This window comes from Nostoc sp. (assembly GCF_036917095.1).
Taxonomy (GTDB): domain Bacteria; phylum Cyanobacteriota; class Cyanobacteriia; order Cyanobacteriales; family Nostocaceae; genus Nostoc.
Genome location: NZ_JBALFH010000056.1, coordinates 103,285 through 123,435, shown reverse-complemented (window position 1 = coordinate 123,435; position 20,151 = coordinate 103,285). Strand labels below are relative to the sequence as shown.

19 protein-coding genes and 1 pseudogene are annotated in these 20,151 nt (G+C 40.9%); 11 read left to right on the top strand and 9 right to left on the bottom strand.

Annotated features, from left to right (window positions below; translation table 11 throughout):
- Window positions 1–309: 309 nt before the first annotated feature.
- The 3 genes from V7L01_RS33350 to V7L01_RS33340 all read right to left on the bottom strand — a co-directional run bounded on the left by V7L01_RS33350 (window position 310) and on the right by V7L01_RS33340 (window position 2,299).
- Window positions 310–1,491 carry a class I SAM-dependent methyltransferase gene (locus V7L01_RS33350; protein WP_335042586.1) on the bottom strand — a complete coding sequence of 394 codons (1,182 nt, stop codon included), beginning with the start codon at window positions 1,489–1,491 and terminating at the stop codon, window positions 310–312.
- A gap of 74 nt (window positions 1,492–1,565) precedes the next feature.
- Window positions 1,566–1,895 (bottom strand): XisI protein, encoded by a 330-nt coding sequence (locus V7L01_RS33345; protein ID WP_335042585.1) that lies wholly within the window; start codon window positions 1,893–1,895, stop codon window positions 1,566–1,568.
- Window positions 1,883–2,299 (bottom strand): XisH family protein, encoded by a 417-nt coding sequence (locus V7L01_RS33340; protein ID WP_335042584.1) that lies wholly within the window; start codon window positions 2,297–2,299, stop codon window positions 1,883–1,885. The genes V7L01_RS33345 and V7L01_RS33340 overlap by 13 nt, the downstream gene beginning before the upstream one ends.
- A gap of 271 nt (window positions 2,300–2,570) precedes the next feature.
- Here V7L01_RS33340 and V7L01_RS33335 point away from each other — a divergent pair, with 271 nt between their 5' ends.
- The 3 genes from V7L01_RS33335 to V7L01_RS33325 are packed head-to-tail and all read left to right on the top strand — an operon-like array spanning window position 2,571 to window position 6,756.
- Window positions 2,571–3,230, top strand: coding sequence for a vWA domain-containing protein (locus V7L01_RS33335; protein WP_335042583.1), 660 nt, complete (start codon window positions 2,571–2,573; stop codon window positions 3,228–3,230).
- A gap of 10 nt (window positions 3,231–3,240) precedes the next feature.
- The gene (locus tag V7L01_RS33330) at window positions 3,241–4,011 is read left to right on the top strand and encodes a PP2C family serine/threonine-protein phosphatase (RefSeq protein WP_335042582.1); all 771 of its coding nucleotides are present in this window, start codon (window positions 3,241–3,243) and stop codon (window positions 4,009–4,011) included.
- Window positions 4,012–4,017: 6 nt separating this feature from the next.
- A complete protein-coding gene (locus V7L01_RS33325; protein WP_335042581.1) occupies window positions 4,018–6,756 on the top strand; it encodes a GUN4 domain-containing protein in 2,739 nt (912 codons plus the stop codon).
- Between the two features lie 129 nt (window positions 6,757–6,885).
- Here V7L01_RS33325 and V7L01_RS33320 read toward each other — a convergent pair whose 3' ends face one another.
- From V7L01_RS33320 to V7L01_RS33305, 4 genes are all read right to left on the bottom strand, one after another.
- Window positions 6,886–7,329, bottom strand: coding sequence for a type II toxin-antitoxin system VapC family toxin (locus V7L01_RS33320; RefSeq protein WP_335042580.1), 444 nt, complete (start codon window positions 7,327–7,329; stop codon window positions 6,886–6,888).
- Entirely contained in the window at window positions 7,322–7,780 is a 459-nt protein-coding gene (locus V7L01_RS33315) for a hypothetical protein (RefSeq protein WP_335042579.1), read from the bottom strand. The genes V7L01_RS33320 and V7L01_RS33315 overlap by 8 nt, the downstream gene beginning before the upstream one ends.
- A gap of 88 nt (window positions 7,781–7,868) precedes the next feature.
- Window positions 7,869–8,282 (bottom strand): type II toxin-antitoxin system VapC family toxin, encoded by a 414-nt coding sequence (locus V7L01_RS33310; RefSeq protein WP_335042578.1) that lies wholly within the window; start codon window positions 8,280–8,282, stop codon window positions 7,869–7,871.
- Between the two features lie 21 nt (window positions 8,283–8,303).
- On the bottom strand, window positions 8,304–8,675 hold the full coding sequence (locus tag V7L01_RS33305; RefSeq protein WP_335042577.1) for a hypothetical protein: 372 nt from the start codon (window positions 8,673–8,675) through the stop codon (window positions 8,304–8,306).
- 124 nt (window positions 8,676–8,799) lie between these two features.
- On the opposite strand from V7L01_RS33305, the gene V7L01_RS33300 reads away from it, so the two are divergent.
- Window positions 8,800–9,576: a 2-phosphosulfolactate phosphatase gene (locus V7L01_RS33300; RefSeq protein ID WP_335042576.1), complete on the top strand. Its 777-nt coding sequence runs from the start codon at window positions 8,800–8,802 to the stop codon at window positions 9,574–9,576.
- Here V7L01_RS33300 and V7L01_RS33295 read toward each other — a convergent pair whose 3' ends face one another.
- On the bottom strand, window positions 9,577–10,107 hold the full coding sequence (locus tag V7L01_RS33295) for a hypothetical protein (RefSeq protein ID WP_335042575.1): 531 nt from the start codon (window positions 10,105–10,107) through the stop codon (window positions 9,577–9,579).
- 538 nt (window positions 10,108–10,645) lie between these two features.
- Between V7L01_RS33295 and V7L01_RS33290 the strand changes: the two are divergent.
- The 4 genes and pseudogenes from V7L01_RS33290 to V7L01_RS33275 all read left to right on the top strand — a co-directional run.
- A pseudogene (locus V7L01_RS33290) lies at window positions 10,646–13,936 on the top strand (phycobilisome rod-core linker polypeptide); the annotation flags it as partial.
- Between the two features lie 383 nt (window positions 13,937–14,319).
- Entirely contained in the window at window positions 14,320–14,805 is a 486-nt protein-coding gene (apcA, locus tag V7L01_RS33285; protein ID WP_322716339.1) for an allophycocyanin subunit alpha, read from the top strand.
- Window positions 14,806–14,870: 65 nt separating this feature from the next.
- Window positions 14,871–15,359: an allophycocyanin subunit beta gene (apcB, locus tag V7L01_RS33280; RefSeq protein ID WP_094349822.1), complete on the top strand. Its 489-nt coding sequence runs from the start codon at window positions 14,871–14,873 to the stop codon at window positions 15,357–15,359.
- Window positions 15,360–15,580: 221 nt separating this feature from the next.
- Window positions 15,581–15,787 (top strand): phycobilisome linker polypeptide, encoded by a 207-nt coding sequence (locus V7L01_RS33275; protein WP_334823159.1) that lies wholly within the window; start codon window positions 15,581–15,583, stop codon window positions 15,785–15,787.
- A 211-nt stretch (window positions 15,788–15,998) separates the two neighbouring features.
- Here V7L01_RS33275 and V7L01_RS33270 read toward each other — a convergent pair whose 3' ends face one another.
- Entirely contained in the window at window positions 15,999–16,121 is a 123-nt protein-coding gene (locus tag V7L01_RS33270; RefSeq protein ID WP_335042574.1) for a hypothetical protein, read from the bottom strand.
- A gap of 454 nt (window positions 16,122–16,575) precedes the next feature.
- Between V7L01_RS33270 and V7L01_RS33265 the strand changes: the two genes are divergently transcribed.
- The 3 genes from V7L01_RS33265 (at window position 16,576) to V7L01_RS33255 (ending at window position 20,147) form a co-directional block, all read left to right on the top strand.
- Window positions 16,576–17,127 carry a heme NO-binding domain-containing protein gene (locus tag V7L01_RS33265; protein ID WP_335042722.1) on the top strand — a complete coding sequence of 184 codons (552 nt, stop codon included), beginning with the start codon at window positions 16,576–16,578 and terminating at the stop codon, window positions 17,125–17,127.
- Window positions 17,128–17,137: 10 nt separating this feature from the next.
- Window positions 17,138–18,646, top strand: a complete 1,509-nt coding sequence (locus V7L01_RS33260) for a sensor histidine kinase (RefSeq protein WP_335042573.1) — start codon at window positions 17,138–17,140, stop codon at window positions 18,644–18,646.
- A 298-nt stretch (window positions 18,647–18,944) separates the two neighbouring features.
- Entirely contained in the window at window positions 18,945–20,147 is a 1,203-nt protein-coding gene (locus V7L01_RS33255) for an FtsW/RodA/SpoVE family cell cycle protein (RefSeq protein ID WP_335042572.1), read from the top strand.
- Window positions 20,148–20,151 lie beyond the last annotated feature (4 nt).

Below are 20,151 nucleotides of genomic sequence, written 5' to 3'. Positions count from 1 at the left end.
TTCCAATTTCAGTTTTTTGAGCGAATAATTATCCTCCAAAGTTTGAATTAAGTTGGTGTCAATAAAATCAACTGGTGCTTGAGGAGTGTATGAACGTACCGCAAATCAGAAATTGTAGAGTAGCGGCAAGTCATTAAAGATCGCACCACTGCTGAATTCCAGAAAGCTCCAACTTTTGGGATGTACAATACCCTGTTTCTTAGGCACTTTCCTAATTTACATTAATTTGCCAAAAGTGGTGATGGGCGATCGCTCATCACCACGAGTATAAATTGACAAATCTTAACTTAGTATCAACGTCAAGTGTAATTAAATAGGTGTCAATAAAATCAGCTGCTGCTGAAGAAGCGTTCTTACCCCATCCAATCCCAGTTGCACACCTGCTAAAATATCTGCCACTGTTGAATTAGAATCACACTTTTGCATAAACTCAAACTCTGCTACAGATAAATTAACAATCTGGTAATCGTAATTAAAGAAACACTGACTGGGAAATCCTTCAATACAAGGATTAAGTTCGGGAATCGCTGCCAATAGGGCGTTATCGTCTGACCAGTCAGCTTTAATAAGGGGAGGACGACCGAGGAAAAATTCGTAATGAGTTACTTCTGGATCTAGTAATTCTATCAGGCGGTAAACCTGGCGATCGCTCAGTTCTTTTGCTCGTTCTATCAAGTCTGGTGCTTTAGCCAAAAGTCTCTCTAAATCCCAGAAACTCGGATTCGAGAAACCAATAAACTCCAATCCCGAAGCATCAATTAATTCAAACAGCGTCTCAATGTTGTAATCAATTTCTTGGGGATGAACGTACATATCAGCAAAGTGTTCATCCTTGTGGTTTTCTAATGACCAACGCTGTTTATCGTATTTGACAATCCGGTTGTTTTCTGGTAAAGAAGAAAATATTTGTCGCCCGACTTGAACACCATCGCGGTAGTCGCCTTTTTTGTCACCTTGAATAAGTGCGATCGCTTTTTGCATGAGTTGAATTTCCCAACGTCCCAACTCTCCGTACACAAAAATGTGCATTAAACCGCCTGGGGCTAACTTCTTCGCCAAAGCTTGAATACCGCGAATTGGATCGGAGGTATGATGCAAAACGCCAACACAGTTGATTAAATCAAACTCACCCGGTAACTGTTCCACATCAAACAAGCTGAGGTGATCAAATTCAACGCGGTTAGCCCCTGAACGCTGACAACGTTCTTTGGCTACAGCTAAAGCACCTGTACTGAGGTCAATTCCCACAACAGAAGCCTGGGGATTGAGGTGAACTAAGTACTCTGTACTTACCCCTGTACCGCAACCTGCATCTAAAATCCGAATATCTTGCTTTTGGGGTTTTTCACCTGTGCAGAAGTTATGAGCAGCTAGCCAATTCCAGCGCCAGTTATAGCCTGGAGGTGGTTCATCCAACAAGGCTTCTGGCGGAAAGGGATAGGTATTGTAGAGTTTGGCAACAGCAGCACTAACGGTTTGGGAATCGGACATGATGAGGAATAACGCAGCATTTCTGAGTTTAGCGGATAGTGGATCATTAGGGCAAAGACTACTATTCTTACTAATTATCCAACAGCAAAGTCAGTAAATTCACGTTTATAAGGAGCGTGAAATCCTAATACAATATCTTCTTTAGGTACACCAGCAGCAATTAATTCATTAGCGATACCGATTTCTGTACCATCTCTTTGTATCCAAATTTTTTTGTCTTTGATATCAACATGAATGATGACTCCATAAATTCTCCGTTGTTCTTTCCAGCCAATATTTAAGACTTGATAATGATGGCGTTCTGCGTCAAACAACAATTGAACCTCTGTCCCGTTAGCCACATCATTAGCTGAATGGTTACTTAAAATATTTTGAATCATTTGAGAGTAATTTATTCCTTCCATAAAACAATGTCCTGACTTAAGGAATTAAATATTAAAAGTTTAATTTGATATTCTTTTAAAGAATCTTGAATAAATTGACGTGAGAAAAAGTCTTGGTATGTATCTTGGCTAATAGCTAGATATAGAATGCGTTCTGGTTGTTCTTTTTTCAATGCTAGCCGATAATTCAAGGTTTGACCTAAAGCGAGATGAAATTCCCTTACTTCAGATGCACCTATAAAGGATTTAATTTCTACAGCTATTTTTTGACCTTGTTTTTGTGCTGCTAATAATCTTTCTGCTCCTAAATCCACAAAAAATTCAATATCATCAACTTGCAGATGCAGTGGATCGTGGGTAATCATCCAACCATCTTTTTCTAAAGCAGTGCGAACAGATTGATGAAATATATCTTTAGAAGGCATAGGTATCGTAAAGTCTGACAACAGCAGCGCTAACAGTTTGGGAGTCTGACATTTCAGGAGCAATATTGCAGCAATTATGAGTTTAGCGAATGCTGAACACTTCAGGTAGATAAATAATTGCGTAGGCGCAGCCCGTCGTAGACATCGCCATCAGCCCATATATTTTAAGTGGGGAAGTTGTTTCAGTAATAACACTACTGTTTAAGTATCTCTTAGCTAATAAAATTTAATTATAATTTTGTATAAAAATTTACTTAGCTAGGAGCATTAAATGGCTGTAGGAATGCCTGAATTCGTTGAAAATCCAGAAAATCGTTGCCCTGTAATTCTTTTACTCGATACTTCTGGCTCTATGTCAGGTCAGCCTATCCAAGAGTTAAATCGAGGACTTGCTGCTTTCAAAGCAGATGTACTAAAAGATTCCCAAGCATCGCTGAGTGTGGAAGTGGCCATGATTACATTTGGCCCCATTGTTAAACTTACGCAAGACTTTGTGACGATTGACCAATTTACACCGCCTACATTAGAAGTAGATGGTGTTACCCCAATGGGTGCGGCAATTGAGTATGCTTTGGATTTTCTAGAAAGCCGGAAACAGACTTATAAAGACAACGGTATTCTCTATTATCGCCCGTGGGTGTTTTTGATTACAGACGGAGCGCCAACTGACTCCTGGCAATCAGCCGCGCAAAGATTGAGAGAAGCAGAAGCACAAAGCCGACTTTCATTTTTTGCGGTTGGTGTAAAGGATGCTGATATGAATATCCTCAAACAAATTTCTCCTCCTGAACGTCCACCAGTCACGCTAAACGGCTTAGATTTTCGTGAGATGTTTGTCTGGCTTTCTGCTTCAATGAAACGGGTTTCTAGTGGCAAAGTGGGGCAAGCTGTAGCTTTACCGGCTATGGGATGGGGTCAAATTACCAGTTAGAGGGAATTTTGTGAATTGGAAAGCTGTTGCACGTTCTGCGAGCGGAACGAGTCATCAAAAACAGGAGATAGATTGTCAAGATTATGGGGATTATCGCATCTTTGATGATGTGATTGTAGGCACTGTTGCTGATGGTGCTGGTAGTGCTAAACATTCTGATGTTGGTGCTAAGTTGGCGGTAGAAACGGTACTCAAATGCTTTTCTGAAATTAATGAATTTCCTCAGAAGCAAGATTTTCAACCACTATCCAAAGAAGAAGCTCAGAAAGTGTTTGCTGAGATTGTGAACAAAGTTATTACAAAATTAGAGAAGCAAGCAGATGAAGGAGATTATTCTGTCAATGATTTAGCTTGTACGTTGCTGGTTTTCGTGGCAACTCCTGACTGCATTGCAGCTATGCAAATCGGGGATGGATTTATTGTAATGCGTTCCCAAGAGTCAGAATATCAACTGTTGTTTCAGCCAGATAAAGGTGAGTTTGCTAATGAAACAACTTTTATTACCTCAACAAATGCACTAAAAGAAATGCAGGTAAAGGTCATTACCGAAAAGCAAGAGTTTGTTTGCGCTTCTACTGATGGACTAGAAAAAGTAGCAATTCGCTTGAGTGACTGGGAACCCTTCTCGCCTTTCTTTAAACCTTTGGAGGAATACTTACACGAACCTGTTAATGGAGAGGATGAAGATAAATATCTGATAGAATTCCTCAACTCTGAACGGCTAAATTCTCGCACTGACGATGATAAAACCTTACTTTTGTGCTTGTTTGATAGAGAGTAAAATTCAATGACAGTTCTCACCTGTGCTAGTACGGGAAAATCAATTACTCTGCTGGGTGAACCGATCGTTAGTGGTGAAGGTAAGGTTTGGCGAACTAATCACAATGGTTACTTAGCGAAAATTTACCACTCGCAAACTCCTGAGCGTGTGCAAAAGTTGGCAGTGATGATAGCGCACCGACCCAAAGAGCCAAACTCTCACCTCAATCATGTTTCTTTTGCTTGGCCTAAGTCGGTATTGAAAGATGCTCAAGGTGATTGTGTGGGCTTTTTGATGCCGGAAATTAAGGAAGGGAAAGAACTTATTGATGTATATAACCCTAAGAAAAGAAAGGATTTAAAACTTGAGGTTGATTGGCGTTTTCTCCACACAACGGCACTGAATATCGCCTCAATTATTGAAGCAATTCATATTTCTGGCTATGTTTTAGGTGACATCAAGCCGCAAAATATTCTTGTAAACGATCGCGCCTTACCTTCTATTATTGATACTGACTCCTTTCAGGTTCGGAATCCGAAAAATAATAAGGTTTATCGTTGTTCAGTTGGTTCAGATGGCTTTACACCACCGGAACTGATTGGCAAAGATTTTGATACCATTGATCAAACGGAAGTACACGATCGCTTCCGGTTAGCAGTCATTATCTATCAGTTGTTGTTTGGTGGTCAAACTCCTTTTGCGGGAAAGTGGATAGGTACGGGGGAAACTCCAGAAACTAATGAACTTATCCGTCAGGGTTTATGGCTGTATGCACCAAACCGTTTGATTCAACCTGTAGAAAGGACAATTCCTCTTGAGATTATTCACCCAGAGGTTCAGCGATGTTTTCTCAGATGCTTTAACGATGGTTATAAAAATCCTAACTTGCGCCCAACTGCTGGGGATTGGGTAAAGGTCCTGAGACTTGCTGTTAATGAGTTAACTATCTGTGGAAAGGTAGACAGCCACTACTACAGCCGAACTTATGGTAAGTGTTATTGGTGCGATCGGTCTACAAAACTTAGTGTTGATATTTTTCCAGGTGTTGTTAAAGCAAAAGCATCTGCTGTTGTGGAATCAACATCACAACCGTCAGTTATTAACAATGACGTAATAGGAAAGCTACTACAAACCCTCACTGGTCATTCTAAATATGTTAGTTCTGTAGCATTCAGCCCCGATGGTCAAACCCTTGCTAGCGGGAGCGGGGACGAGACTATTAAGATATGGAATGTCAGTACAGGAAGGCTACTGCAAACCCTCACTGGTCATTCTAAATATGTTAGTTCTGTAGCATTCAGCCCCGATGGTCAAACCCTTGCTAGTGGAAGTCAGGACAAAACGATCAAGCTTTGGAATGTCACTACAGGAAAGTTACTGCAAAGCCTCACTGATCATTCTCACTCAGTTAATTCTGTAGTATTCAGCCCGGATGGTCACACTCTTGCTAGTGGAAGTTATGACAACACTATCAAGATATGGAATGTCAGTACAGGAAGGTTGCTTCAGAGTTTTTCAGGTCATTCTAACTGGGTTCGTTATGTAGCATTCAGCCCCAATGGTCAAACCTTGGCTAGTGGAAGTGATGACAACACTGTCAAACTATGGGATGTGAACAGGGGAAACTTACGGCAAACCCTCACTGGTCATTCTAACTGGGTTCGTTATGTAGCATTCAGCCCCGATGGTCAAACCCTTGCTAGTGGGAGTCAGGACGAAACAATCAAACTGTGGAATGTCACTACAGGAAAACTACTGCAAAGCCTCACTGATCATTCTCACTCAGTTAATTCTGTAGCATTCAGCCCAGATGGTCACACTATTGCTAGTGGAAGTGGAGATAAAAGTATCAAGATATGGAATGTAACTACAGGAGAGCTACTCCAAACTCTGACTGCTCATTCTAGGTGGGTTACTTCTGTAATATACAGCCCCGATGGTCAAACTCTTGCCAGTGGGAGTGATGACGGGACTATCAAGATATGGCAAGCTGGGACATCTATCAATAGAATGCCAGTTCAACAAACTCAATATCAGGTTTCACAATCAGCATTTTCTAAACCTCAGAATCAAGCTGTAATAAGTCAACCAACTGCCACATCTACTACTACAAATAATTCATCTTCAGTTAAGCAAACCCAATCCCAATTATCACAAACTAATCAGCCTGCAAATTTGTCAGGAGTTTCCCGGCGGGGTTTTTTGCAAGCTGCTGGAGGATTTTTAACAGTTGTAGTGATGCAAAATATATTCAGCTACATACAAGATGGGGAATTTAGATCATCTTCAGGTATGGATTATACTAAGCTACGAGATTTACTTGCTGAGGGTAAATGGAAAGAAGCAAACGAATTTACAACATTGGCAATGCTTGCAGTAATCAAAAAGACACTAAGAGGGCGTTTATATCTTGAATTTGTTGATAGTTTTCCTTGTGAAGATATCCATATTATTGACAATTTATGGGTTAAGTATAGTAATGGTAGCTTTGGATTTTCTGTACAGAAGCGTATTTATCAGAGTTTGGGAGGAACAAACGACGAAGATCACAAAATATGGCTTGAATTTGGAAAAAAGGTTGGATGGATACCTAAGAATTTCTGGTTGTATTACTATGGCGACTTAACTTTTGATATAATAGCACCTGAAGGCCACTTGCCGATTGGTTTGGTTTGGGGAAATGGTGGGGTTTTGACTCTTAGTGGAATTTGGGAATACAATGGAGGAAGAGGTTGGAAGATTCTTTTTTCTTGTTCAGAATTGTAAGTTTCAGTAACTTCATTTACTCAATACCAAGAAGTAAGAGATAGGATAATGCAAACCCATAAAAATCTATTATCATAAAATATAGCATTTATTGTTTAAAATGCAGAAAATAAAATACTAAGACATTTTTTATGTAGGCAGCTTAACAGTCCAATCTTCTAAAAGTAAGTATGCTTTTTCAAAATCCTGATTTCTGGTTACTAAAATTCCATCAACTGATTCTGCGATTGCAGCAATGCGTAAATCTTGTGTACCAATTGTTACACGTTCCTTCATGATTAATAACTCATAATTTTCAAAAGCACGATTATCAAAATCAAGAATTCTGATATTTTTGAAAAATTCAATTTCATCAGCCAATCTTTTATAAGCTGCTATCAATTTATCTGATTTCAATGGTTTATTGTTATATTCGTTAATATTTTTAAGCCTTCCTCGAAGTTTCTCCTCCAATGTAATCACAGTAACAGCAAGATTTTCAGGGTTTTTTCTTTTTATACGCTGTGTAACCTCTGGATGTCCTTGTTGAAAAAGTGATAGATGATCTGTATCTAATATCCACAACTTATTCACTGTATTGATCCTCTACATTTTTATTTGCTTTTATACTGTCATCAAAAAGCTTCATCTGAATTATGGCAGCACTACGAGATCCTCCTGTGAATTTTTTTGCATATTCATCTATCTCAGCATCAATTTGTTTATAATAATCCTCCATTTCTGCATCTAATTCACGCCGATGTTCTTCTATGTGGTTCATCACTTCATCAAATTGAGTATCATCTTTGAACATTCCCGCAAATTTCATCCAAGGATGTTCAGCTTCTTCGGCGTATTCAATTTCTAATGTAACTATTTCTGGTTTTCGTTGTTGCATAATCTGAATGAGATTATTTAAAGCTTCTTCTTCAGTCGCACCAACACTTTGATAGTTTGGTAAACCTAACAATGTGGCTTTCACTGTACCATCTGGTTGATTGTCAATTAACACATCATAATTTAACTGAGGTGCTGCCTTCTTCACCGTGATTTTTCTACATAAACTCATGATATTTTTAACCCTTAAGTTAAATATTGCTTATACCCATCAACAAAAATGTTTGTAAATTTTATTATGACCTTAATAAAGCTACAAACCTAGCTTGTACAAAATGAATATCGGCCGTGACTGCATAAATTAAACCCTGCTCCTTCATAACAATAAATGATATACAATCAGTCAAACCCCAACTTTTATCTTGACGACTGTGATAAAGTTCCAGCGCACGCATGAGAAGCTGTGTATCTACACTGACAACCTTGATATTATCTGTTTGATAACACTGATTAATAAACTGAACTGATGCTGTCCGATGCACTGCACTTAAAGCATTACCAACTTCTATCAAAACTGCTTCTGTCACCCATACTTCAAAAGCATTTTTTACTCTTGGAAATAATGCTTTAGCTTGATGATGGTATTGATCATTCTTGTTTAGTAGAGCCTGAATAAATACTGTATCTAAAAACAACCTTTCTTGATTCATTCTATTATCTCATCGTTATTTTTAGGGCATTCCATACAAATAGTGATTATGCTGAATTGACCAATCACTTGGTGCTTCAACTGTTCCTGTTAATGCCTCTAGTACATCCCAAGCGTTACCCTCAGAGTTGAACATTTCCGCAGCTTCCATTAAAGGAGATTCAATTTTAGGAGGGTAGGTTTCTTCTAAAGTAAATATTTTAGGGTTTCGTTGCTCAAAAAGCTTAATGAGATTATATAAAGCTTCTTCTTGATTCTCACCAAAACATTGATAGTCTGGTAAACCTAACAATGTTGCTTTTACTGTGCCATCTGGTTCGGTTTCAATTAAGACATCATAATTTAACTTAGATGCTGTATTTTTAGGATAAGTTTGGATAGTTAAATTCATCATATTTTTCCCATTTAATCGTTATTTTAATTATAACTGCTGACATTATTGCGTAGTAAGGAATTTATTCCTCAAACTATTTTTAGGGTGCGTTAGCGGAAAGTACAGCAATATTTTTCAGGATTTAGTGCGTTACCCTATTGTCTTTGGAACTGTAGCGATCGCACCAATGATTTACAACCAATCAGAGTTTGATTTACGCTGTGAATGGGGGGCACAAGGAGTTGCTGAACTTGCTCCCATCAGTGATGTAATTGTAATAGTTGACATTCTCTCTTTTTCTACCTGCGTGGAAATTGCCACCAACAACGGCGCGATAATTTTTCCCTACGCAATGAGAGATGAATCTGTCATAGATTATGCCAAATCAGTGCAAGCAGAGTTAGCAAGTCATAGACAACGTTGGACTACAACTGGATATTCTCTCTCGCCAAAATCGGTGACTCAGATTCCTGCTGGAACTAGACTAGTTTTACCTTCACCTAATGGTTCTTTTCTGACTTTACATACAGGGAATACACCAACTTTGGCTGGCTGCTTGCGAAATTGCCAAGCTGTAGCGCAGTTTGCTCAAAAGTATGGTGATAAAATCGCTGTGATTCCTGCGGGTGAGAGGTGGAAAGAAGATGGTAGCCTACGACCTGCATTTGAAGATTTAATTGGTGCTGGGGCAATCCTCAGTTATTTAGATGGCAGTCTATCACCAGAAGCTGAAGTGGCTGTGGCAACATTTCAAGCTTTCCGGCAGGATTTACTGGGGTACTTGAAAAAATGCAGTTCTGGTAAAGAGTTGATTGAAAAAGGTTTTGAGTCAGATGTTGAACTGTCCGCCGCCTACAACATTAGTGATTGCGTGCCTTTGTTTACTGATAATACTTATGTAAATTCTAGGCTACGCACTTAATCAAAGGTCGCATTGATTAGTTTGGCAATACTTTGCATTATTGATAAATTCTTGCAAATTCCTCAAGGGAATTATCTGAAATGATGACCCACCTTGCACCTCAGCAGTGATGTAAGCAAACTTTTGCCCGCGATAATACTGGTCACGCCCAACTTTGCTGACATACCGAGACTTCTGGAAGTCATTGGCAATATTAGAATTATAAATATTTTGTAACAATTTCACTGCTTTGTCATTCTTTGTGGTGAATTTGATGCTTGAGTCACCACTAACGGTTATTCCTTCTTTAGTCACTGTGCCATTTTCTTCGGTGACATCAGCATAAAAGTATAATTTTCCTTTTGTTCCCTCGTAGCCGTGGGCTTCGCTGTTGTATCTCAGGGTTGGTAGTTGCGATCGCGTTTTCGCCCACTTAACAACGGTGTTGATGTTTTGCTCTGGAAGCGCATTTGCAGGAGTGACAGCTAAAATAACTGCGATCGCAGACAGAGTAGCATTGAATAAATAGTTAAATTTAAAACTTTTCTGCATAGTATTTTCCGGTTAAAGAATACTGATAGCAAATGCTTAAAACACCACAATTTAAGAATTATTTCCAGGGTGGTGTTATTTCTCAATACTCATTTGCTAGTAGCAAAAACAACTTAGCATCGACTAATGACTACTGTCCACTGAGATTGCTAAAGGCAATTTGGTTTCAACTAAAATTTTGTATAAGTTGTAATAATCGTAGAGTGGACACTGCCACAAACATCACAATAGGGGTTTTCGGCATCAGTAGACCATGCTTACCCTATTAGTTAGTTACAAAACTTAGATTTTGTCTCAGCCAAATAAGAGTATGTACTCTTAAGACTGGATGTATCTAAGCTACGGTTCTACACAGTTCTTAATAAACCAGCTTTGAGAACGCAAAACGTTCTAATCTAAAAGCTAACCGGGTTAATTTACTGGCAGTTTTGCAGGCACTACTCTCAAGCTTATAAAGCACAGACGCACCGATGTGTCAAGCCTCAAAGCGACCCAGACTTAACACATAAATGATTATGATGGGAGTTTTACAAATCCGATGAGTGTTAAGGCAAGTGGTGGAAGCTCAGTTGCGCGTCCGCAACTATATCAAACCCTAGCTGTAGCGACAATTACCCAAGCCGAGCAGCAAGACCGCTTTTTAGGAAGTGGTGAATTAGATGAACTGGCAAGCTATTTTGCGTCTGGTGCAAAGCGTCTAGAAATTTCCCAGACGCTGACGGACAATGCCGAGATTATTGTATCTCGCGCTGCCAACCGGATTTTTGTCGGTGGTTCGCCAATGGCTTTTTTAGAAAAGCCCAGAGAAGTAGAAATAGTACCTGTTAGTGCTGGTGCTAATGTTCAACAAGGGATGCAACTGGGAACTGTAACCTACGTTGAAAGTCGTGGTGGGTTCCTAGAAAATTTACGCTCAATATTTAACTCATCCCCCAGCGGCCCGACACCTCCAGGTTTCAGACCAATTAACATTGCTCGCTATGGCCCAAGCAACATGGCCAAGAGCTTGCGGGATTTATCCTGGTTCTTACGCTACGCTACTTATGCGATCGTTGCTGGCGACCCCAACATCATAGCGGTGAATACACGGGGTTTGCGGGAAATAATTGAAAATGCCTGCTCTGGTGAAGCAACGCTGGTAGCTTTGCAAGAAATCAAAGCCGGGTCGCTTTCCTTTTTCCGCCAGGATGCTGAGGCTACAGAGATTGTGTCTCAGTACATGGATGTTTTGCTAACAGAATTCAAAGCAGCCACACCTTCAAATAAAGTCCGCCAACGCCCCTCTAGCGACCAGCAAGGGTTGCAACTACCGCAAATTTACTTTAATGCGGCAGAACGGCGTCCCAAGTTTGTAATGAAAACTGGGTTGTCAAGTAGCGAAAAAAATGAGGTAATCAAAGCTACATATCGGCAAATCTTTGAGCGCGATATTACTCGTGCTTATAGTTTGTCAATATCTGACCTAGAATCCAAGGTGAAAAATGGCGACATCTCCGTGAAGGAATTTGTCCGTCGTCTAGCTAAATCTCCCCTTTACCAAAAACAGTTTTACCAGCCTTTTATTAACAGCCGAGTCATCGAACTAGCTTTCCGTCACATTCTGGGACGGGGGCCAAGTAGCCGTGAAGAAGTACAAAAATACTTTTCGATTATTTCTAACGGTGGTCTGGCAGCCTTAGTAGATGCCTTAGTAGATTCTGCTGAATACAGCGACTATTTTGGCGAAGAGACAGTACCCTACCTCCGGGGTCTTGGTCAAGAAGCACAAGAATGTCGCAACTGGGGGCCGCAGCAAGACCTGTTTAACTACAGTGCGCCTTTCCGCAAGATACCTCAGTTTATTACCACATTTGCTGCTTACGAACAACCACTACCAGACCAACATCCTTACGGTTCTGGTAATGACCCCTTGGAAATTCAATTTGGGGCGATTTTCCCGAAAGAAACTCGCAACCCCAGCACCAGTCCGGCTCCTTTTGGTAAGGATACCAAGCGCATCCTGATTCACCAAGGGGCAGGCATTAATAACCAAAATAGTAATCCCAAAGCGCGGGGTGAAGCTCCTGGTACCCTTGGACCCAAGGTGTTCAAGTTAGATCAGCTACCTGGTACTGTTGGTAGAAAGGCTGCCAAAGGTTCTAGCGTCAGATTCTCTGAAAGCTCCACGCAAGCATTGATTAAAGCTGCTTACCTGCAAGTTTTCGGTCGCGATCTTTACGAAGGTCAGCGCCCGAAGGTATTGGAAATCAAGCTGGAAAACGGCGACATCTCTGTACGAGAGTTTATCCGTGCTTTGGCTAAGTCGGATGTATTCCGCAATCTGTACTGGTCATCGCTCTATGTTTGTAAAGCGATCGAGTATATTCACCGCCGCTTGTTGGGTCGTCCGACCTATGGTCGTCAAGAAATCAACAAGTACTTTGACATAGCTTCCAAACAAGGCTTTTACGCGGTAGTTGATGCCATTATTAACAGCGTAGAATACAGCGAAGCATTTGGTGAAGATACAATTCCTTACGAACGGTATCTGACTCCTGGTGGTGTATCAGGGCGACAATTACGCGTTGGTAGCATTCGTGAAGATGTGGCGGCGAAAGTTCAGAAGGAAGTAACGCCGAGCTTTGTGACACTGGGTACAGTCACAGAAAATCGGTCAGAACCCGATATTCAGTTCCGTATTAACCAAGGCGTCAGCAAGCAACGCGAACAAACCAAAATCTTCAAGTTGGTGGCGAATACCAGTGACAAAGTTGCTGTAAAAACTTTGATCAGCGCTGCGTATCGTCAGATTTTTGAACGGGATATTGCACCCTACATCGCCAAAAATGAATTTACGGCGTGGGAAAGCAAGCTGGGTAACCGCGAAATCAGTGTGAAGGAGTTTATTGAAGGTTTGGGTTACTCGAACCTCTACCTGAAAGAGTTCTACACACCTTACCCCAACACCAAAGTGATTGAGTTGGGAACCAAACACTTCTTGGGACGTGCGCCACTAGACCAAGCAGAAATCCGTAAGTATAACCAGATTTTGGCTACTCAAGGTATTCGTGCCTTTATTGCTGCTTTGGTAAATAGTGTGGAATATAACGAGGTATTTGGTGAGGATACGGTGCCTTACCGTCGCTTCCCGACCCTACCTGCGGCAAACTTCCCGAATACAGAGAAGCTGTACAACCAGCTTACCAAGCAAAACGATGACGTAGTTGTGCCTAGCTTTAAACCTGTGCAAACGCGTGTAGGAGTTAGTAACGATACGCCGCTTTTGACCCAAGCGATCGCAAATATATCAGCGCAAACAAATGGTATAAACCAGAGTAAGCCCTCCTTTGCTGAACTGGGTCGTTCCTACAACGATGGTAGTGGACAAGCCGTGGAACTGGGTATGCGTAAACATGCACGCATTTACCGTCTAACGGAAAGTACCAACCAAGCCGAAAGACAACAGGCAATCAACGCCATTTACCGTCAAGTATTGGATGTATTTAGCGGTGAAGTGCCTGATAATTTCCGCCGTACTGACCTAGACAGCAAACTCCAGAATGGTGAAATTTCCGTGCGGGAGTTTGTGCGCGAACTAGCCAGTTCCCAAATCTATCGCCAGCGCTTCTATACACCCTATCCTCATGCCAAGGTCATTGAGTTCCTTTTCCGCCACCTGTTGGGGCGTACACCCGCAGATCGGGAAGAAATTGACCAGTATAACAAGCTGCTAGCTGATAGTGGTTTATCGGCTGCTGTAGAAGCAATAGTCGAAAGCCCAGAATATAGCCGCTACTTCGGTGAAGATGTTGTACCTTACAACCGCTTCCCATCTCTGCCAGCAGGTAACTAGCTCGGTAGTGTAGCGGTTGATTAGGAGTAGGGAATAGGGTACAGATTATTTCCTGTACCCTTTACCCTGTCCCCTTCATAACCTTTCGTAATAGCCCTCTCAGATTGCAGCTAAAACAGTAAATTCTGAAAAGCAATATTACAAAGTGTTAAGAGCAGTCATAAATGCTCAACAGAATGCCGGAAAATGTTTTGCGGAAGGTAACTGAGTTTAAAAGCTTGTGTACTTATGTTGACTCAAGCAAACTCGTAATTTATTAGCCGTAGCAGTTATTAAACTGTTGTGTCTAAAAGAACGAAAAAACAAACTCAGTAAACCAAATTTAAGGCCGCACCAGTTTAATCAAATCCTGGTTTCATTCGTATTGGAGGAATCCATTAATGAGTATCGTCACGAAAGCTATCGTGAATGCAGATGCAGAAGCTCGCTACCTCAGCCCTGGTGAGTTAGATCGGATCAAATCCTTTGTTGCAAGTGGTGAGCGCCGCGTACGGATTGCTCAAGTTTTGACAGAAAATCGCGAGCGCCTCGTTAAGCAAGCTGGCGATCAACTGTTCCAAAAGCGTCCTGATGTTGTGTCTCCTGGTGGAAACGCTTACGGTCAGGAATTGACTGCTACTTGTCTGCGTGACCTAGATTACTACCTCCGCCTCGTTACTTACGGTATCGTTGCTGGTGATGTTACCCCCATCGAAGAAATTGGTGTTATCGGTGCCCGTGAACTGTACAAGTCCTTGGGAACTCCTATCGATGGTGTTGCTGAAGGTATCCGTGGGCTGAAGAATGTAGCTAGTACATTGCTGTCTGGTGATGATGCTGCTGAAGCTGGTGGCTATTTCGACTACTTAGTTGGTGCTCTGCTATAGGCTGATGCTGTTTCCCTCCCGAAACAGAAGTATTGCAATACGGTTGGAAATAAGGAATTAACAACATGGCTCAAGACGCAATTACCGCTGTCATTAACTCCGCAGACGTTCAAGGTAAATACCTAGACGCTTCTGCTTTACAAAAGCTAAAAGGCTACTTCGCAACTGGCGAACTGCGGGTACGTGCTGCTAGCACTATCAGCGCTAACGCTGCTGCGATCGTTAAAGAAGCTGTAGCAAAATCCTTGCTGTACTCTGACATCACCCGTCCCGGTGGTAACATGTATACCACCCGCCGCTATGCTGCTTGCATCCGTGATTTGGATTACTACCTCCGCTATGCCACCTACGCTATGTTAGCTGGCGATCCTTCCATTTTGGATGAGCGTGTATTAAATGGCTTGAAGGAAACCTACAACTCTTTAGGAGTTCCCGTTGGTGCTACCGTGCAAGCTATCCAAGCAATCAAGGAAGTAACCGCTAGCTTGGTTGGTTCTGATGCTGGTAAGGAAATGGGCGTTTACTTAGACTATATCTCCTCTGGCTTAAGCTAAGAACTAGTTTGCGCTTAAGAATTTAAGTGCGGCTTTATTAAGGTCTGGAAATCAATCGTGAGTGCTAGAACGTTATATTGCTTATCTTGGTAAATTATCAGTGATGAGTGTTGGTGGTCTAGTATTGATGTTTGATTTCCAGCCTTTGAATGATTAAAAGATTTGCACTCAAGATTTTGAGATAAAAAAGTTTTCCAAAATATACAGGAGATTTTCAAAATATGTCCCGTTTGTTTAAAATTACTGCTCTAGTTCCCAGTCAAACCCGAATTCGTACCCAACGCGAACTGCAAAATACTTACTTTACTAAGCTAGTTCCATACGAGAACTGGTTCCGCGAACAGCAACGTATTCAAAAAGCAGGCGGTAAAATCATCAAGGTGGAACTAGCAACTGGTAAGCAAGGTGCTAATACTGGCTTGTTGTAATTCTGTAAATAGAAGATTATTTTAGGGAATTGGTAAGAGGTCGAGAAAGACCTCTTTTTTGTGGTTAGGATTTTTGCACATCAAAAATTAAACATATTTAAAAGGCGATACCCACGAGTATATAGCGGAAGTGGAGCGCCAGACTTCTGTTTTTTCTTGCGTGCTCAACAGTTTCATCAAACACAGTTAGCGTTTCTTTTCCAACCTTCAGCTAGTGTTCATAAGGCACACTCATATCTTCTTCAATACCACCAATATTAAGTGCCACTATACTGCTGCCTTGTAGCAATTTTATCAAAAAGTCGATCGCCAAGCTCAGAAAATGCGATCGCACATTAATGATTCTGCTAAAAGTTCTTCTAACATCATTTCTTCCAAGTTATTTTAAATTGACTAAATAACTTATGTATCCAAAGCCATTTCGTTTCTAAAACGAATCTGGCTGTTAAAACATATATCCAGTATTTCTGTCTTATCAGACTAAATCGATCGAAACAAACATAACTTAAATATAAATAAATACTTGAAAATGTCAGTTCCCCATCTATCAAAGCCTCAAAAATAGCTGGATAAAAGGAATAAGTGAAAATACGGTTGTAATAACAAGGATTTGTAGCATTAAAATGTGAATAGTTTTCCCCATTTTTTCGGTTTTTAAAGCTATAACGAAAGATTTCAAGGTTTGACTACACAAAATTTTGTTATTTAAATAACACTTTTAAGAAATTAGTTATCGAGTCTTGGGCAAATCCACAAAGTAAATTTAGGTGCAGCAAGAAGAGGGTTCCATGTACGGATTAGTGAACAAGGCGATTCAAGATATGGTGTGCAGTCGCTTTGGCGAAGAGACTTGGAAAAAAATTAAGCACAAAGCAGAGGTGGATGTAGATGTTTTCCTCAGTATGGAAGGCTATCCCGATGACATCACCCACAAGCTGGTAAAAGCTGCTAGTGTCGTTCTGAGTTTACCCCCCTCACAGATTATGCAAGCTTTTGGAGAATTTTGGGTTCAGTACACAGCCCAAGAAGGGTATGGCGAAATGATGGATATGAGTGGAGATACATTACCTGAGTTTCTAGAAAACCTTGATAATCTTCATGCTCGTGTGGGAGTTAGCTTTCCTAAACTCCAACCTCCATCATTTGAGTGTACTGATATGGAGGAAAATTCTTTGACCTTACATTATCGCTCTGATAGAGAAGGGCTAACCCCAATGATTATTGGACTAGTTCAGGGATTAGGAACCAGGTTTGATACAGAAGTTCATGTTACCCAAATCCAGAGCCGAGATGATGGTACTGAACATGATGAATTTTTAGTGATTTATAAACCGAATTGAATGCAGTAGCATGGCTCCTCCTCACCTTACGCTTTCGCCAGAGTTGCTGGCGAAAGCTTTTCCCTTCCACTTTGCCATTAACCGTAATCGTGAAATTGTACAAGTTGGTGATGTCTTAGAGCGCATTTGTCCTGAACCAATAGTTGGTAAATTTATTGAGCAGCATTTTCAGATTAATCGTCCAAAAATCTTGGTCGATTTTGATGCTATTAGTAAACAGTCTCGTGCCCTGTTCATACTAGAGTTTCTCCACAATGGAATGCAACTCAAGGGTCAGATGATGTATCAACCAGAGGAGGAGGTGATATTTTTTTTAGGTTCTCCCTGGATTACAGATACAGCTAGCCTAGCTCCTCTGGGTCTCAAACTCAAAGACTTTGCAATTCACGACCCAATTGTTGATTTTCTGTTTCTACTGCAAGCTCAAAATACTGCTTTGGTTGATGCCAAAAACTTAACAAGTGAACTGAAACAGCAAAGGGCACAACTACGGAGTGTGCTACAAATCAAGGAGAATTTAGCGGAAGCTGAGGCTCAATCCAAAAAATTGGAAAGATCCCTTCGTGAGCTACAACAAACTCAAGCCCAATTAGTCCAGGCTGAGAAAATGTCCAGTCTGGGGCAATTAGTTGCAGGAGTCGCACACGAAATTAACAACCCCGTTAACTTTATTTACGGTAATTTGAAATATGCAAAAGATTATACGCAGTGTTTGGTGAAGCTTGTGCATCTTTACCAACAGTTTTATGCCAATCCTGTGCCAGAAATTCAAGAATACATTAAAGAAATTGAGTTAGATTTTTTACTAAATGATTTGCCCAAAATCCTAAATTCAATGCAAGTAGGAGCCGAGCGAATCTCTGAAATTGTCTTGTCTCTCCGAAATTTCTCTCGTCTTGATGAAGCGGAAAAGAAAAGAGTTGATATTCACCAGGGTTTGGATAGCACTTTGCTGATTTTACAAAATCGCTTCAAAAATACTGTGGATCATCCTGGTATCAAAGTAGTGAAAAACTATGGAAATTTGCCTTTAGTTGATTGCTACGCGGGTCAACTCAATCAAGTATTCATGAATATTATCAGTAATGCAATCGATGCGTTTGATAAATATAATAATAAACGCGCGATCGCAGAAATTCATGCTAATCCTAATACAATTACAATTACTACAGAAGTCATAGAAACGAAGTGTGCGATCCGAATTGCTGATAATGGTTCAGGAATGACAGAAGCAGTTAAAGAACGACTGTTCGATCCATTTTTCACAACTAAGCCTGTAGGTAAGGGTACAGGATTGGGTTTATCAATTAGCTATCAGATTGTAGTTGAAAAACATGGGGGAACACTGAGATGTGTATCAGAGCCTGGACAAGGAACTGAGTTCTGGATTGAAATTCCCCTGTCTGCGGATAGACAAAGAGTTAATTACGTTAAATCGTTGAATTCTACAAATTCTGAGAATTCCGCAAAGCTTGCAGTGGGGGAGAGGGACTCACCACTTTCTTCATTTGACATCTGAATCTAAGGAAGCCTTAAATTTAGAGTTCTCTCTGAATTCTGAACTATTCTTGAAAGTACTATGTATGTTGTATAAAATAGTTTTTAAATAACCGTATGGCGATGTCTACGAGACGCTGCGCGTAGCAAGATCCCTGTAAGGGTATGCCAAGGCAATTTGTCAAAAATATCGATCGAGCCGTGTATTAAAGTTGATAACCATAAATCTTATGGTTGTGAAGCCTACTTATGAGTTATAAGTTATGATTTATGAGCTTTATTTTTAACTCCTAATTCCTAACTTTTTACCTATACTGCTCGTGAATCTACGCCGCCTGATTCCAATTTTTGATAGTTCAGTCTCCAACTGGGCATTAGAAGCGCGGTTGTTGCGCTGGTTAACGTTGATTTGGCTGTTCGTCGGCTTGATCATGCTATTTTCAGCATCCTATCCCGTTGCTGACGCCCGTCAGAATGATGGGTTGTACTATTTTAAGCGTCAGCTGCTTTGGGTCTTAGTTTCCTTAATCGGATTCAATATTATTGTTAATTTGCCATTGCAGAAAATTTTGGGACTATCCCATTGGTTTTTGTTGCTGTTTTTGGCGTTAATTTTCGTCACACTGATCCCAGGATTGGGAAAAAAGGCTTTTGATGCAGCGCGTTGGATTGCGATCGGGCCAATTCCGATTCAACCTTCAGAATTAATTAAACCCTTTTTGGTGCTCCAAAGTGCGCGGCTTTTTGGTCAGTGGGAACGAATCAGTTGGCGGATTCGCTTGGCTTGGTTGGGTATTTTCGGTCTCGTACTTTTAGGAATTCTTGCCCAGCCTAACTTGAGTACAACAGCACTTTGCGGTATGACGATTTGGCTAATTGCTTTAGCAGCGGGGTTACCTTACAAGTATCTGGGAGGAACAGCCATTGGCGGAGTGATGTTGGCAATACTCAGTATTAGTATAAAAGAGTATCAGCGGAAGCGGGTGATGTCATTCCTCAATCCGTGGGATGATGCTACAGGAGATGGCTACCAGTTAGTGCAAAGTCTTCTAGCTGTGGGTTCTGGTAGAACTTGGGGTTCTGGATTTGGGCTTTCTCAACAAAAGCTATTTTATTTACCAATTCAGGATACTGATTTTATTTTTGCGGTGTTCGCCGAAGAGTTTGGCTTTGTCGGCAGTATAGTATTGTTGGCACTTTTAGCTACATTCGCCACTCTTGGATTAATCGTAGCGCTGAAGGCTAAAAATACAGTACATCGATTGGTAGCGATCGGCGTGACAATTTTGATGATAGGACAATCATTGCTCCACATTGGTGTTGCTACAGGTTCTCTACCGACTACTGGCTTACCTTTGCCCATGTTTAGTTATGGTGGTAATTCCATGATTGCCAGCTTAATAGCTGCTGGGTTACTAATTCGGGTAGCACGCGAGAGTAGTGAAGCTGAGGTAGTACCGTTGCGAAAACCCCTGGTTGAAAATGGGCATAGACGTCGAGCTTTTCAGAAAAATAGGAATTGAGCTA